The sequence below is a fragment of the Pseudomonas sp. NFACC41-3 genome (genome assembly GCF_900109505.1).
GTDB classification, from domain to species: Bacteria; Pseudomonadota; Gammaproteobacteria; order Pseudomonadales; family Pseudomonadaceae; genus Aquipseudomonas; species Aquipseudomonas chlororaphis.
In genome coordinates this window covers 153,865-167,027 of record NZ_FOAE01000001.1, presented here as the reverse complement: position 1 = coordinate 167,027, position 13,163 = coordinate 153,865, and the positions used below count along the sequence as shown (strand labels likewise).

The window sequence follows — 13,163 nt, the reverse complement described above, 5'->3', positions numbered from 1 at the left end:
TTACCCCCATCAATCCATGAAGCCTTGCAGCTTCAACTCAATGGAACGAGGGTTTTCACCTTCGGCAATCGACAGGATTCCTTCAAGCAACATTTCGCGATAACGCGACTGGCGCAAGGCTATGGACTTGAGCTTGGCGGCGATCGGCAGCAATACCAGGTTGGCGCTGGCCACGCCGTAGATGGTCGCGACGAAGGCCACGGCGATACCGCTGCCCAGCTGCGAAGGGTCGGCCAGGTTGCCCATCACATGGATCAGGCCCATGACCGCACCGATGATGCCGATGGTCGGCGCGTAGCCGCCCATGCTTTCAAAGACTTTTGCCGCTTCGATGTCGCGGCTTTCCTGGGTGTAGAAATCCACTTCCAGGATGCTGCGGATGGACTCCGGCTCGGCGCCGTCCACCAGCAGTTGCAAGCCCTTGCGCGAATAGGTGTCGGGCTCGGCATCGGCCACGCCTTCCAGGCCCAGCAGGCCTTCCTTGCGGGCGGTCAGGCTCCAGTTGACGACACGGTCGATGCCCCCGGGCAGGTCGACCCGCGGCGGAAACAGGATCCAGCCGAGGATCTGCATGGCCCGCTTGAAGGCGCTCAGCGGCGATTGCAGCAACGCCGCGCCGATGGTCCCGCCCAGCACGATCAGCGCCGCCGGACCATTGGCCAGGGCCGACAGATGACCGCCTTCCAGGTAGTTGCCACCGATGATGGCGACGAACGCCATGATGATCCCAATGAGGCTTAGAACATCCATCAGAGACAGGCCTCGACCAGGTGCTTGCCAATGTCGTCCAGGCCGTACACCGCATCCGCCAGCTCCGCCTTGACGATCGCCATCGGCATCCCGTAGATCACACAGCTCGCCTCATCCTGGGCCCAGACCGCGCTGCCACCCTGCTTGAGCAGGCGCGCGCCTTCGCGACCGTCGGCGCCCATGCCGGTGAGGACCACCGCCAGAACTTTGTCGCCGTAGGACTTGGCCGCCGAACCGAAGGTGATGTCCACGCACGGCTTGTAGTTCAGGCGCTCGTCGCCCGGGAGGATTTTCACCGCGCCACGGCCGTCGACCATCATCTGCTTGCCACCCGGTGCCAGCAGCGCCAGGCCCGGACGCAGGATGTCGCCATCCTCGGCTTCCTTGACGCTGATCCGGCAAAGCTTGTCCAGGCGCTCGGCGAACGCCTTGGTGAAGGCCGCCGGCATGTGCTGGATCAGCACGATCGGCGCCGGGAAGTTGGCCGGCAACTGGGTCAGCACTCGCTGCAGCGCCACCGGACCACCGGTGGAGGTACCGATGGCCACCAGTTTGTAGGCCTTGCGCTTGGGCGCCGGCGACGACGCGCCAGCGGCCGGCGTGCGGGCGGGAATCGGCGCCGGGCGCGCCGGGGCCGTGCCGCCGAAGCTGCTGGTGCTCGTTGGCGCGGGCTTCGGTGCCGCCGCCGGTTGTGGCGCCGGCGCACTGTAGCTGCTGAAACGACGGTTACTGCGCGAGATGCTATGGACCTTCTCGCACAGCAGTTGCTTGACCTTCTCGGGATTGCGCGAGATGTCTTCGAAGTTCTTCGGCAGGAAATCCACCGCGCCGGCATCCAGCGCATCCAGGGTTACCCGGGCGCCTTCATGGGTCAGCGAGGAGAACATCAATACCGGCGTCGGGCAGCGCTGCATGATGTGCCGCACGGCCGTGATGCCATCCATCATCGGCATCTCGTAGTCCATGGTGATCACGTCCGGCTTGAGTGCCAGCGCCTGATCGATCGCCTCTTTGCCGTTGGTCGCGGTACCGACGACCTGGATATTGATATCCGCTGAAAGAATTTCCGAGACGCGGCGGCGGAAAAAACCCGAATCATCCACCACCAGGACCTTGACTGCCATAAACACTCCGTTAGGCGGGGCAAGGCAAATGGCCCCGCCCCTCCGGTATTCAAATACGCCGTGCGGCGTAACGCTTGAGCATGCTCGGAACATCGAGAATCAGGGCGATGCGGCCGTCACCGGTAATGGTGGCGCCGGACATGCCTGGAGTCCCCTGGAGCATCTTGCCCAATGGCTTGATGACGACTTCTTCCTGGCCGACCAGTTGATCGACGACGAAGCCGATCCGCTGGGTGCCGACCGAAAGGATCACCACATGGCCTTCGCGCTGCTCTTCGTGAGCGGCGGAGCTGACCAGCCAGCGCTTGAGGTAGAACAGTGGCAGCGCCTTGTCGCGGACGATCACCACCTCCTGGCCGTCGACCACGTTGGTGCGCGACAGGTCCAGGTGGAAGATTTCGTTGACGTTGACCAGCGGGAAGGCGAACGCCTGGTTGCCCAGCATCACCATCAGGGTCGGCATGATCGCCAGGGTCAGCGGCACCTTGATGACGATCTTCGAACCCTGGCCCTTGGTCGAGTAGATGTTGATCGAACCGTTGAGCTGGGAAATCTTGGTCTTCACCACGTCCATGCCCACGCCGCGGCCGGACACGTCGGAGATCTCGGTCTTGGTCGAGAAGCCCGGGGCGAAGATCAGGTTGTAGCACTCGGTGTCGCTCAGGCGATCGGCGGCATCCTTGTCCATCACCCCACGCTTGACCGCAATGGCGCGCAGGACGTTCGGGTCCATGCCTTTGCCGTCGTCGGAGATCGACAGCAGGATATGGTCGCCTTCCTGCTCGGCCGCCAGCACCACCTTGCCGCCACGGGACTTGCCCGAGGCCTCGCGCTCTTCCGGCGACTCGATACCGTGGTCGACGGCGTTGCGCACCAAGTGCACCAGCGGGTCGGCCAGGGCCTCGACGAGGTTCTTGTCGAGGTCGGTCTCTTCGCCGACCAGCTCCAGGTTGATCTCTTTCTTGAGCTGGCGAGCCAGGTCGCGAACCAGGCGCGGGAAGCGCCCGAAGACCTTCTTGATCGGCTGCATCCGGGTCTTCATCACCGCGGTCTGCAAGTCGGCCGTGACCACGTCGAGGTTCGACACGGCCTTGGACATGGCTTCGTCGCCGCTGTTGAGCCCCAGGCGCACCAGGCGGTTACGCACCAGCACCAGTTCGCCGACCATGTTCATGATTTCGTCCAGCCGCGCGGTATCGACCCGCACGGTGGTTTCGGCTTCGCTGACCGGCTTTTCCGCCGAGGCGGCAGCCGGAGCACGAGCGGGCGCCGCAGCAGCGGCTGGAGCCGGCTTTGGCGTTTCGGCCTTGGCTTCAGGCTTCTTCACCGCTGGCTTGGCGACGGCGGCAGGCGCCGGAGCCGTGACGGCCGTTGCGCTACCCACGGTCGCCGCGGCAGCGGGCACTTCAGAGAACTTGCCCTTGCCATGCAGCTCGTCGAGCAGGGATTCGAATTCCTGGTCGGTGATCAGATCGCTACCGGCGGCGGCCGCGCTTGGTGCTGCCGGCGGCACCGCCGCTGCTACCGCGGAGTCCAGCGCATCGACCGCAAAGTTACCTTTGCCATGCAGCTGGTCCAGCAGGGCTTCGAATTCGTCATCGGTGATTTCGTCGCTGGCCGCGGCTTTTTCCGCAGCGGGCGCCGTGGCCGAGGGGGCCACCGCATCCGGTGCGAACTGGCCCTTGCCATGCAATTGATCGAGCAGCGACTCGAACTCGGCATCGGTGATTTCGTCGCTGGCCGCTTCGCTGCCGACGGCGGGCGCCGCGGGAGCAACAGCAGCCGGGGCTTCGGCCTCGGCCTTGGCGGCATTGAGCGAATCGAGCAGCTGCTCGAACTCGCTGTCGGTGATATCGCCGGACTCGCTTTCGGTCGATTCGGCGACCGGCTCGGCAACGGCTTCAACAACTGTCTCAACCTCGGCCACCGGCGCGGCGACCTCCTCGGCCCCCGCAGGCTCGGCCAGGCGGGCCAGGGCAGCCAGCAGCTCCGGAGTGGCGGCGGTGATCTCGGTACGCTCGCGCACCTGGCCGAACATGCCGTTCACCGCGTCCAGCGCTTCGAGCACCACGTCCATCAGTTCCGCGTCGACGCGACGCTCACCCTTGCGCAGGATGTCGAACACGTTCTCGGCGATGTGGCAGCACTCCACCAGCTCGTTGAGCTGGAGGAAGCCGGCGCCCCCTTTTACAGTGTGAAAACCGCGAAAAATTGCGTTGAGCAGATCCGCATCGTCCGGTCGGCTTTCCAGCTCGACCAGTTGTTCGGACAGTTGCTCTAGAATCTCGCCGGCCTCAACCAGAAAATCCTGAAGGATTTCTTCATCGGCGCCGAAGCTCATGTATGGGTGCTCCTAGAATCCAAGGCTGGAAAGCAAATCGTCGACATCATCCTGACCGGATACAACGTCTTCACGTTTATCGGCATGAATCTGCGGACCTTCACCCTTGGCCAGATGTTTTTGCGGATCTTTTTCAGCGAGGATCGATTCACGGTCATGTTCGATGCCGGCAAAACGATCGACCTGGCTGGCCATCAGGACCAGTTTGAGCAGGTTGCTCTCGACTTCGGTGACCAACTGGGTCACGCGCTTGATCACCTGACCGGTCAGGTCCTGGTAGTCCTGCGCCAGCAGAATGTCGTTGAGGTTGCTCGATACCGCGCGCGTCTCTTGCTCGCTGCGGGTCAGGAAACCGTCCACCCGGCGGGCCAGGTCGCGGAATTCCTCGGCGCCCAGTTCGCGGCGCATGAAACGCCCCCAATCGGCGCTCAGGGCCTGGGCTTCGCTGCTCAGGCCATTGACCAGCGGGGTGGCGCTCTCGACCAGATCCATGGTGCGGTTGGCCGCGGCCTCGGTCAGCCTGACCACATAGGACAGGCGCTCGGTGGCATCCGTGATCTGTGAAACTTCCTCGGCTTGCGGCATATGCGGGTCAATCTGGAAATTGACGATGGCGCTATGCAGCTCGCGGGTGAGCTTGCCGACCTCCTGGTACAGGCCGCGGTCACGGGTCTGGTTGAGCTCATGGATCAGTTGCACGGCTTCGCCGAACTTGCCTTTTTCAAGGCTGTCGACCAGTTCGAGTGCGTGTTTTTTCAGGGTCGATTCGAAATCGCCCAATGAAGATTCGTTGTGCTCCATAGCTCCCCCGTGGCGGAATGATTCCACTCTCAACCGATGCGTTCGAAGATCTTCTCGATCTTCTCTTTCAACGCCTGGGCCGTGAAGGGCTTGACCACATAACCGTTTACGCCGGCCTGGGCAGCTTCGATGATCTGTTCGCGCTTGGCTTCAGCGGTCACCATGAGTACCGGCAGGTGCTTGAGTTTTTCATCGGCGCGCACATGGCGCAGCAGATCGATACCGGTCATGCCGGGCATGTTCCAGTCCGTTACCAGAAAGTCGATGCTCCCACTGTTGAGGACCGGAATGGCGGTGGTGCCATCGTCAGCCTCGACCGTGTTGGTGAACCCCAGGTCACGCAACAGGTTTTTTATGATCCGCCGCATCGTTGAGAAGTCATCAACGATGAGGATTTTCATGTTCTTGTCCAATTCGACCTCCAAGCAGTCTTAAACGCGTCCAGCACCTGAACGCGCCATTCAATCAATCAGGCAGAGCACTCAACGACTGCATGGAATACACACCGCAAGCCCGGCCACGTCGTGCCAGTCTCGTCCGCAGTGTCCCCCACACTGCCTGTCAGCGCGCTCGCCACTCTCCCAAACGCCCCCGCAAACGGGCCGCGCACTGGCTGTGTAACTGGCTGACCCGCGATTCGCTGACCCCCAGGACCTCACCGATTTCCTTGAGGTTCAGCTCTTCGTCGTAGTACAGCGCCAAGACCAGTCGCTCACGCTCCGGCAAATTGGCAATCGCGTCCGCCAGTGCGGCCTGGAAACGTTCGTCCTCCAGGTCGCGCGACGGCTCGAGATGAGCACTCGCGCCATCCTCATGCAGCCCTTCATGCTCGCCGTCCTGCAACAGGTCGTCGAAGCTGAACAGGCGACTGCCCAAGGTGTCGTTCAAAATCCCGTAATAATCGTCGAGACTCAATTGAAGTTCGGCCGCAACTTCATGATCTTTAGCGTCACGACCGGTTTTAGCTTCAATTGCGCGAATGGCATCGCTCACCATCCGGGTATTGCGATGTACCGAACGCGGCGCCCAGTCACCTTTACGGACCTCATCGAGCATCGCGCCGCGGATACGGATACCCGCGTAGGTCTCGAAACTCGCGCCCTTGCTCGCGTCGTACTTGGTCGACACTTCGAGCAGACCGATCATCCCGGCCTGGATCAGGTCTTCGACCTGGACACTGGCCGGCAGGCGTGCCAGCAAGTGATAGGCAATACGCTTGACCAGAGGCGCATAGCGCTCGATCAATTCGTACTGGCTGTCACGTGCCGACTTTTTGTAAAGGTTGTAGCCGCTGGCGCTCATAGCACCGGTCCCGCTGTCTGATGCACGAGCCGCTCGACGAAAAATTCCAGATGTCCGCGTGGGTTGGCCGGCAACGGCCAGGTATCGACCTTCTGCGCGATGGCCTTGAACGCCAGCGCGCATTTCGAACGCGGAAACGCCTCATAGACCGCACGCTGCTTTTGCACGGCCTTGCGCACGCATTCGTCGTAAGGCACGGCGCCGACATATTGTAGGGCCACGTCCAGGAAGCGATCCGTGACCTTGGTCAACTTGGCGAACAGGTTGCGCCCTTCCTGCGGGCTCTGCGCCATGTTGGCGAGCACGCGGAAGCGGTTCATGCCGTAGTCGCGGTTGAGCAGCTTGATCAGCGCGTAGGCGTCGGTGATCGAGGTCGGCTCGTCGCAAACCACCAGCAATACTTCCTGGGCTGCGCGGACGAAGCTGACCACCGAGTCGCCGATGCCGGCGGCGGTGTCGATCACCAGCACATCGAGGTTGTCGCCGATGTCGCTGAAGGCCTGGATCAGGCCGGCATGCTGCGCCGGGCTCAGATGAACCATGCTCTGGGTGCCGGACGCCGCCGGCACGATACGGATTCCACCCGGCCCCTGCAGCAGCACATCGCGCAGCTCGCAGCGGCCTTCGATCACGTCGGCGAGGGTCCGTTTGGGGGTCAGCCCCAATAGCACGTCGACGTTGGCCAGGCCCAGGTCGGCGTCCAGCAGCATGACGCGCCGGCCGAGCTCCGCTAGGGCCAGGGACAAGTTCACTGACACGTTAGTCTTGCCGACGCCACCTTTGCCGCCGGTCACCGCGATCACCTGTACGGGATGCATGCTGCCCATGTTCTTTCTTTACCTTGTCTTACTTAGACGGGGCCACATAACTGGCTGCGCGTTCACCAACGGAACAATGCCTGGCAGACCATCGATGTAGGTACATTGCAATCTTTTCATGATTCCCTCAGCCAACCCGCTTGGTCGGGTTGTGGTAGAGGTCAGCGAACATGTCAGCCATGGCTTCTTCGCTGGGTTCTTCCTGCATCTGCACGCTCACCGCACGACTGACCAGCTGGTGACGGCGCGGCAAGTGCAGATCGTCCGGAATCCGCGGGCCATCGGTCAGATAGGCAACGGGGAGTTCGTGACTGATCGCCAGGCTCAGCACCTCACCAAGGCTGGCGGTTTCATCCAGTTTAGTCAGGATGCAGCCGGCCAGCCCGCAACGCTTGTAGCTGTGGTATGCGGCGGTTAGAACCTGTTTCTGGCTGGTGGTTGCCAAGACCAGATAATTTTTTGCCCGGATCCCGCGTCCGGCCAGGCTTTCCAGCTGCATGCGCAGGGCCGGGTCGCTGGCTTGCAGGCCGGCGGTGTCGATCAGCACCACGCGCTTGCGCAGCAGCGGATCGAGGGCTTGCGCCAGGGACTGGCCCGGGTCGACATGGGTCACCGAGACGTTGAGGATCCGGCCCAGGGTCTTGAGCTGTTCCTGGGCGCCGATGCGGTAGCTGTCCATGCTCACCAGCGCAATGTTCTGCGCGCCGTACTTGAGTACATAACGCGCGGCCAGCTTGGCCAGGGTGGTGGTCTTGCCCATGCCGGCGGGGCCGACCATGGCGATCACACCGCCCTCCTCCAGAGGCTCGACTTCCGGGGTCGCGATCATCCGCGCCAGGTGGGCCAGGAGCATGCGCCAGGCCTGGCGGGGTTCGTCGATTTCAGTGATCAGCGCCAGCAGGTCGCGGGCCAGCGGACCGGACAAGCCGATACGCTGCAGGCGCCGCCACAGGTTGGCCTGCTCGGGCCGACTGCCTTGCAGCTGGCTCCAGGCCAGGGAGCCGAGCTGGACTTCCAGCAGCTCGCGCAGGCCGTTGAGTTCAAAACGCATCGAGTCCAGTGCCCGCTGATCGACAGCCGGCGCGGCGACTACCGGGGCCGGGCGCTGCGGCTCGTTGAACGTAGGTTCGATCAGCGGCTCGGCGGCGGTCAGCGGCAAGCCGGCGAACAGCTGGCGATTGGTGCTGGCATCGCCATCGCCACGCAGGCTCAGTTCGGCCTGGGCGGTGACGATGCGCGACTGAGTCTTGCGCAGTTCGTCCTCGAGTTCCATGTTCGGCACCCGTGGCGCCAGCGCCGACAGCTTGTAATCCAGGGCAGCCGTCAGCTCGACACCGCCGGCGATGCGGCGATTGCCAATGATGGCGGCGTCGGCGCCCAGCTCATCACGAACCAGCTTCATGGCCTGACGCATATCGGCGGCGAAAAAACGCTTAACTTGCATAACCCACTACCTCAGCCGTTGGGCCCTACTGTCGCAACGATGGTCACTTGCTTGTTGTCAGGGATTTCCTGGTACGCCAACACGTGCAAGCCCGGGACCGCCAGGCGCCCGAACCGCGAGAGCATCGCGCGGACCGGACCGGCTACCAGCAGAATCACCGGTTGACCTTGCATTTCCTGGCGCTGCGCGGCTTCGATCAACGAACGCTGCAGCTTCTCAGCCATGCTTGGCTCCAACAGGACACCCTCTTCCGAGCCTTGTCCTGCCTTCTGCAGACTATTGAGCAAAATCTGTTCCAACCTGGGTTCCAAGGTGATCACAGGCAGCTCGGACTCAGTGCCTACAATGCTTTGCACGATGGCGCGCGACAATCCGACACGCACCGCGGCCACCAAAGCGGCAGTATCTTGACTCTTGGCGGCATTGTTCGCGATGGCTTCGGCAATGCTGCGGATATCGCGCACTGGCACCTGTTCGGCCAGCAGCGCCTGCAGCACCTTGAGCAGCTGGGACAACGAAAGCACGCCCGGCACCAGCTCTTCCGCCAGCTTCGGCGAACCCTTGGCCAGCAATTGCAGGAGCTGCTGGACTTCTTCGTGGCCGATCAGCTCGCTGGAGTGCTTGTACAGAATCTGGTTGAGGTGGGTGGCGACCACGGTGCTGGCGTCGACCACGGTGTAGCCCAGCGACTGCGCCTGGGCGCGCTGGCTGATTTCGATCCACACCGCCTCCAGGCCGAAGGCCGGATCTTTGGCGTTGATGCCGTTGAGCGTGCCATAGACCTGCCCCGGGTTGATCGCCAGCTCGCGATCCGGGTAAATCTCGGCCTCGGCCAGGATCACCCCCATCAGCGTCAGCCGGTAAGCGCTGGGCGCCAGGTCGAGGTTGTCGCGAATATGCACGGTGGGCATGAGGAAGCCCAGGTCCTGGGACAGCTTCTTGCGCACGCCCTTGATCCGCGCCAGCAATTGCCCCCCCTGGTTGCGGTCCACCAGGGGAATCAGGCGGTAGCCGACTTCCAGGCCGATCATGTCGATCTGGGTCACATCGTCCCAGCCCAGCTCCTTGGTTTCCTGGGCGCGGGCCGGCGATGGCAGCAGTTCCTGCTGGCGCTTGACCTCTTCCAGCGCCTTGACCTTGACCACGTTCTGGCGTTTCCAGAACAGGTACGCGCCGCCGGCCGCCAGGGCCGCCATGCTCAGGAAGGAAAAGTGCGGCATGCCCGGCACCAGGCCCATCACCGCCATCAGGCCAGCGGCGACAGCCAGGGCCCGGGGCGAGGCGAACATCTGCCGGTTGATCTGCTTGCCCATGTCTTCGGAACCGGAAGCACGGGTCACCATGATCGCGGCCGCGGTGGACAGCAGCAGCGATGGCAATTGCGCCACCAAACCGTCACCGATGGTCAGCAAGGCGTAGACCCGGCCGGCATCGCCGAAGGACATGTGGTGCTGGAAGATACCGACCGCCATGCCACCAATCAGGTTGATGAACAGGATCAGCAGGCCGGCGATGGCGTCACCGCGGACGAACTTGCTGGCACCGTCCATGGAACCGTAGAACTCGGCCTCCTGGGCCACTTCCGAGCGGCGGGCCTTGGCCTGGGCCTGATCGATCAGGCCGGCGTTGAGGTCGGCGTCGATGGCCATCTGCTTGCCCGGCATCGCATCGAGGGTGAAACGTGCGCTCACCTCGGAAATCCGCCCGGCCCCCTTGGTCACCACCACGAAGTTGATGATCATCAGGATCGCGAACACCACGATACCGACCACGTAGTTACCGCCGATCACCACCTCGCCGAAGGCCTGGATCACTTTACCGGCGGCGGCGTGACCATCCTGGCCGTGGAGCATCACCACCCGCGTGGAGGCCACGTTCAGCGCCAGACGCAACAGAGTCGCCACCAGCAGGATGGTCGGGAATACCGCGAAATCCAGCGGCCGCAGGGCATACACACAGACCAGCAGCACGACGATCGACAGGGCGATGTTGAAGGTGAAGAACACGTCCAGCAGGAACGGCGGCACCGGCAGCATCATCATGGCCAGCATGACCAGCAGCAACAGCGGCACCCCCAGGTTCCCCCGACTGAGGTCGGCCAGGTTAGTGCGAGCCGTACTGATTAACTGAGAGCGATCCACCGGTATTCCCCGTTCCCTTGAAGCAAACTTTTGACGCCTGGAGGCGGCGCAGGGCGGGTATTGCAAGAAGCCTTCCAACTTTGGCCTGGAACACAAACTGATTTATGGCGTTGCGCCATCAGTCGTCACACAAGGCGCTTTCGCGCCATCGCGAGCACGCTCGCGCCTACAGGCCGGGCGTGGACTCTGCAGGAGCGAGCCTGCTCGCGATAACGTCGGCACAGCCAACGCCGACCTCAGGAATCGCGACGCAAATCCGGCGGAATCGGCAGGTCCTTGAGCGGATCGGGGCGCTTGCCCTTGCCGGCCCGGTGCTGGCGAATCTGATAGACATACGCCAGCACCTGAGCCACCGCCAGATAAAGCCCGGCGGGGATTTCCTGCTCCAGCTCGGTGGAGTAATAGATCGAACGCGCCAGCGCCGGCGACTCCAGCAACAACACCTCGTTGGCCACGGCGATCTCGCGGATCTTCAGCGCCAGGAAATCGCTGCCCTTGGCCAGCAACACCGGCGCCCCGCCCTTCTCGGCGTCGTACTTGAGCGCCACGGCGTAGTGGGTCGGGTTGGTGATGACCACATCCGCCTCGGGAATCGCCGCCATCATCCGCCGCTGCGACATCTCGCGCTGGACCTGGCGAATCCGCTGCTTGACCTCCGGACGCCCTTCCTGGTCCTTGTGCTCGTCACGCACTTCCTGCTTGGTCATCAGCAGCTTCTTGTAGCTCTGGTACAGCTGCACCGGCACGTCCACCGCGGCGATCAGGATCAGCCCGCAGGCCATCCACAAGGTGCTCCAGGCCACCACTTGCACACTGTGGATAATCGCCTGCTCCAGCGGCTCATGGGCGATCCGCAGCAGGTCGTCGATATCCGAAGATAGCACCGACAAGGCGACGATCAGGATCACCACGAACTTGGCAAAGGCCTTGAGCAACTCGATCAGCGAGGTCGGGGACACCATGCGCTTCATGCCGCTGAGCGGGTTCATGCGGCTGAACTTGGGCGCCAGGCTCTTGGTGGAAAACAGCCAGCCGCCCAAGGAGATAGGACCGATCAGCGCCGCCAGCACCAGGGGCAGCAGGATCGGCATCGCGGCGATAATCGCGATCTTTCCCGAATGCAGCAGGTACAGGCCCATGGCGCCGGGGCTGAGCAGCACCTCGCGCGGCAGGGAGAAATTCAGGCGCATGATTTCCAGCAGGTCCTGGGCCACTCCCGCGCCGTAGATCAGCAGGCCGGCGGCGCCGATCATGGTGATCGCCAGGGTATTGAGCTCCTTGGAGCGGGCAATCTCGCCCTTTTCCCGGGAGTCCTTCTTGCGTTTCTCCGTGGGGTCTTCTGTCTTGTCCTGACCGCTCTCGCTCTCAGCCATGGTTCAACGCGCCTGTGCCAGGTTGCGCAGCAACTGCAGGGCTTCGACGGCCAGCGGTTGGTACTGGTTGAGAATGTCGCCCAGGCTGACCCAGAAAATCACCAGGCCCAGCACCAGGGTCAGCGGAAAGCCGATGGAGAAAATGTTCAACTGCGGCGCCGCGCGGGTCATCACGCCAAAGGCGATGTTCACCACCAGCAGCGCGGTGATCGCCGGCAATACCAGCAACAGCGCGGCGCCCAGCACCCAACCCAGCTTGCCGGCGATTTCCCAGAAATGGTTGACCAGCAGCGCGCTGCCCACCGGCAAGGTGGTGAAGCTCTCGGTCAGCACCTCGAAGACCACCAGATGCCCGTTCATGCCGAGGAACAGCAAGGTCACCAGCATGGTCAGGAACTGCCCGATCACCGCCGCCGAAACACCGTTGGTGGGGTCGACCATGGACGCGAAGCCCATGCCCATCTGCGTCGAAATGATCTGCCCGGCGATCACGAAAGCCTGGAAGAACAACTGCAGGGAGAAACCGAACAAGGCACCGATGATGATCTGCTCGGCAATCAGCAGCAGCCCGCCGAGATCCAGTGCATTGACCGCCGGCATGGGCGGCAGGCCCGGCACCACCACGACCGTGATGGCCAGGGTGAAATACAGGCGGATACGGGTCGGCACCAGGGTCGTGCCGAAGACCGGCATGGTCATCAGCACGGCGCCGATACGAAACAGCGGCAGCATGAAGCTGGCGACCCAGGTGCTGATCTGCGTATCGGTAAGCGCCAGCAGAGACATGGCTTAGCCGATCAACTGCGGAATACTGCCGTACAACTGCAGGATGTATTCCATGAAGGTCTGCACCAGCCAGGGACCGGCGACGATCAGCGTCACCAGCATCACCAGCAGGCGCGGCAGGAAGCTCAGGGTCTGTTCGTTGATCTGGGTGGCGGCCTGGAACATCGCCACCAGCAAGCCCACCAGCAGGCTGGGGATCACCAGGATGGCGACCATCATGGTGGTCAGCCAGAGCGCTTCGCGAAACAGGTCTACCGCGACTTCAGGCGTCATAACGCGTCAC

The 13,163-nt window shown here is 62.9% G+C and carries 12 protein-coding genes; all 12 read right to left on the bottom strand.

What is annotated here, in order from left to right:
• Positions 1 to 9 precede the first annotated feature (9 nt).
• The 12 genes from BMY68_RS00730 to fliQ all read right to left on the bottom strand — a co-directional run bounded on the left by BMY68_RS00730 (position 10) and on the right by fliQ (position 13,153).
• Complete coding sequence (locus BMY68_RS00730) at positions 10 to 750, bottom strand: flagellar motor protein (RefSeq protein ID WP_007922500.1); 741 nt, start codon at positions 748 to 750, stop codon at positions 10 to 12.
• Positions 750 to 1,874 carry a protein-glutamate methylesterase/protein-glutamine glutaminase gene (locus BMY68_RS00725; protein ID WP_085530163.1) on the bottom strand — a complete coding sequence of 375 codons (1,125 nt, stop codon included), beginning with the start codon at positions 1,872 to 1,874 and terminating at the stop codon, positions 750 to 752. Before BMY68_RS00725 ends, BMY68_RS00730 begins: the two co-directional genes overlap by 1 nt.
• 49 nt (positions 1,875 to 1,923) lie before the next feature.
• Positions 1,924 to 4,215 carry a chemotaxis protein CheA gene (locus tag BMY68_RS00720; protein WP_085530162.1) on the bottom strand — a complete coding sequence of 764 codons (2,292 nt, stop codon included), beginning with the start codon at positions 4,213 to 4,215 and terminating at the stop codon, positions 1,924 to 1,926.
• Between the two features lie 12 nt (positions 4,216 to 4,227).
• A complete protein-coding gene (locus BMY68_RS00715; protein ID WP_009042749.1) occupies positions 4,228 to 5,016 on the bottom strand; it encodes a protein phosphatase CheZ in 789 nt (262 codons plus the stop codon).
• Between the two features lie 29 nt (positions 5,017 to 5,045).
• Entirely contained in the window at positions 5,046 to 5,417 is a 372-nt protein-coding gene (locus BMY68_RS00710) for a chemotaxis response regulator CheY (protein ID WP_003183998.1), read from the bottom strand.
• Positions 5,418 to 5,577: 160 nt separating this feature from the next.
• Positions 5,578 to 6,318: an RNA polymerase sigma factor FliA gene (gene fliA, locus BMY68_RS00705; protein ID WP_007922505.1), complete on the bottom strand. Its 741-nt coding sequence runs from the start codon at positions 6,316 to 6,318 to the stop codon at positions 5,578 to 5,580.
• Entirely contained in the window at positions 6,315 to 7,145 is an 831-nt protein-coding gene (gene fleN / locus BMY68_RS00700; protein ID WP_007922506.1) for a flagellar synthesis regulator FleN, read from the bottom strand. The genes fliA and fleN overlap by 4 nt, the downstream gene beginning before the upstream one ends.
• A gap of 118 nt (positions 7,146 to 7,263) precedes the next feature.
• Entirely contained in the window at positions 7,264 to 8,580 is a 1,317-nt protein-coding gene (flhF, locus tag BMY68_RS00695) for a flagellar biosynthesis GTPase FlhF (RefSeq protein WP_009042748.1), read from the bottom strand.
• An 11-nt stretch (positions 8,581 to 8,591) separates the two neighbouring features.
• On the bottom strand, positions 8,592 to 10,721 hold the full coding sequence (gene flhA / locus BMY68_RS00690) for a flagellar biosynthesis protein FlhA (RefSeq protein WP_009042747.1): 2,130 nt from the start codon (positions 10,719 to 10,721) through the stop codon (positions 8,592 to 8,594).
• Positions 10,722 to 10,957: 236 nt separating this feature from the next.
• A complete protein-coding gene (flhB, locus tag BMY68_RS00685; protein ID WP_009042746.1) occupies positions 10,958 to 12,094 on the bottom strand; it encodes a flagellar biosynthesis protein FlhB in 1,137 nt (378 codons plus the stop codon).
• A gap of 3 nt (positions 12,095 to 12,097) precedes the next feature.
• A complete protein-coding gene (gene fliR / locus BMY68_RS00680) occupies positions 12,098 to 12,880 on the bottom strand; it encodes a flagellar biosynthetic protein FliR (protein ID WP_085530161.1) in 783 nt (260 codons plus the stop codon).
• A gap of 3 nt (positions 12,881 to 12,883) precedes the next feature.
• Positions 12,884 to 13,153 (bottom strand): flagellar biosynthesis protein FliQ, encoded by a 270-nt coding sequence (gene fliQ, locus BMY68_RS00675; RefSeq protein WP_003184009.1) that lies wholly within the window; start codon positions 13,151 to 13,153, stop codon positions 12,884 to 12,886.
• Positions 13,154 to 13,163: the final 10 nt, after the last annotated feature.

Bases quoted from the DNA above. Each gene is read 5' to 3' on its own strand.
- fliR (WP_085530161.1), bottom strand. From the start codon at position 12,880: ATGTCTCTGCTGGCGCTTACCGATACGCAGATCAGCACCTGGGTCGCC.
- fliA (WP_007922505.1), bottom strand. From the start codon at position 6,318: ATGAGCGCCAGCGGCTACAACCTTTACAAAAAGTCGGCACGTGACAGC.
- flhB (WP_009042746.1), bottom strand. From the start codon at position 12,094: ATGGCTGAGAGCGAGAGCGGTCAGGACAAGACAGAAGACCCCACGGAG.
- fleN (WP_007922506.1), bottom strand. From the start codon at position 7,145: ATGGGCAGCATGCATCCCGTACAGGTGATCGCGGTGACCGGCGGCAAA.
- BMY68_RS00720 (WP_085530162.1), bottom strand. From the start codon at position 4,215: ATGAGCTTCGGCGCCGATGAAGAAATCCTTCAGGATTTTCTGGTTGAG.
- fliQ (WP_003184009.1), bottom strand. From the start codon at position 13,153: ATGACGCCTGAAGTCGCGGTAGACCTGTTTCGCGAAGCGCTCTGGCTG.
- BMY68_RS00730 (WP_007922500.1), bottom strand. From the start codon at position 750: ATGGATGTTCTAAGCCTCATTGGGATCATCATGGCGTTCGTCGCCATC.
- BMY68_RS00715 (WP_009042749.1), bottom strand. From the start codon at position 5,016: ATGGAGCACAACGAATCTTCATTGGGCGATTTCGAATCGACCCTGAAA.
- BMY68_RS00710 (WP_003183998.1), bottom strand. From the start codon at position 5,417: ATGAAAATCCTCATCGTTGATGACTTCTCAACGATGCGGCGGATCATA.
- BMY68_RS00725 (WP_085530163.1), bottom strand. From the start codon at position 1,874: ATGGCAGTCAAGGTCCTGGTGGTGGATGATTCGGGTTTTTTCCGCCGC.
- flhF (WP_009042748.1), bottom strand. From the start codon at position 8,580: ATGCAAGTTAAGCGTTTTTTCGCCGCCGATATGCGTCAGGCCATGAAG.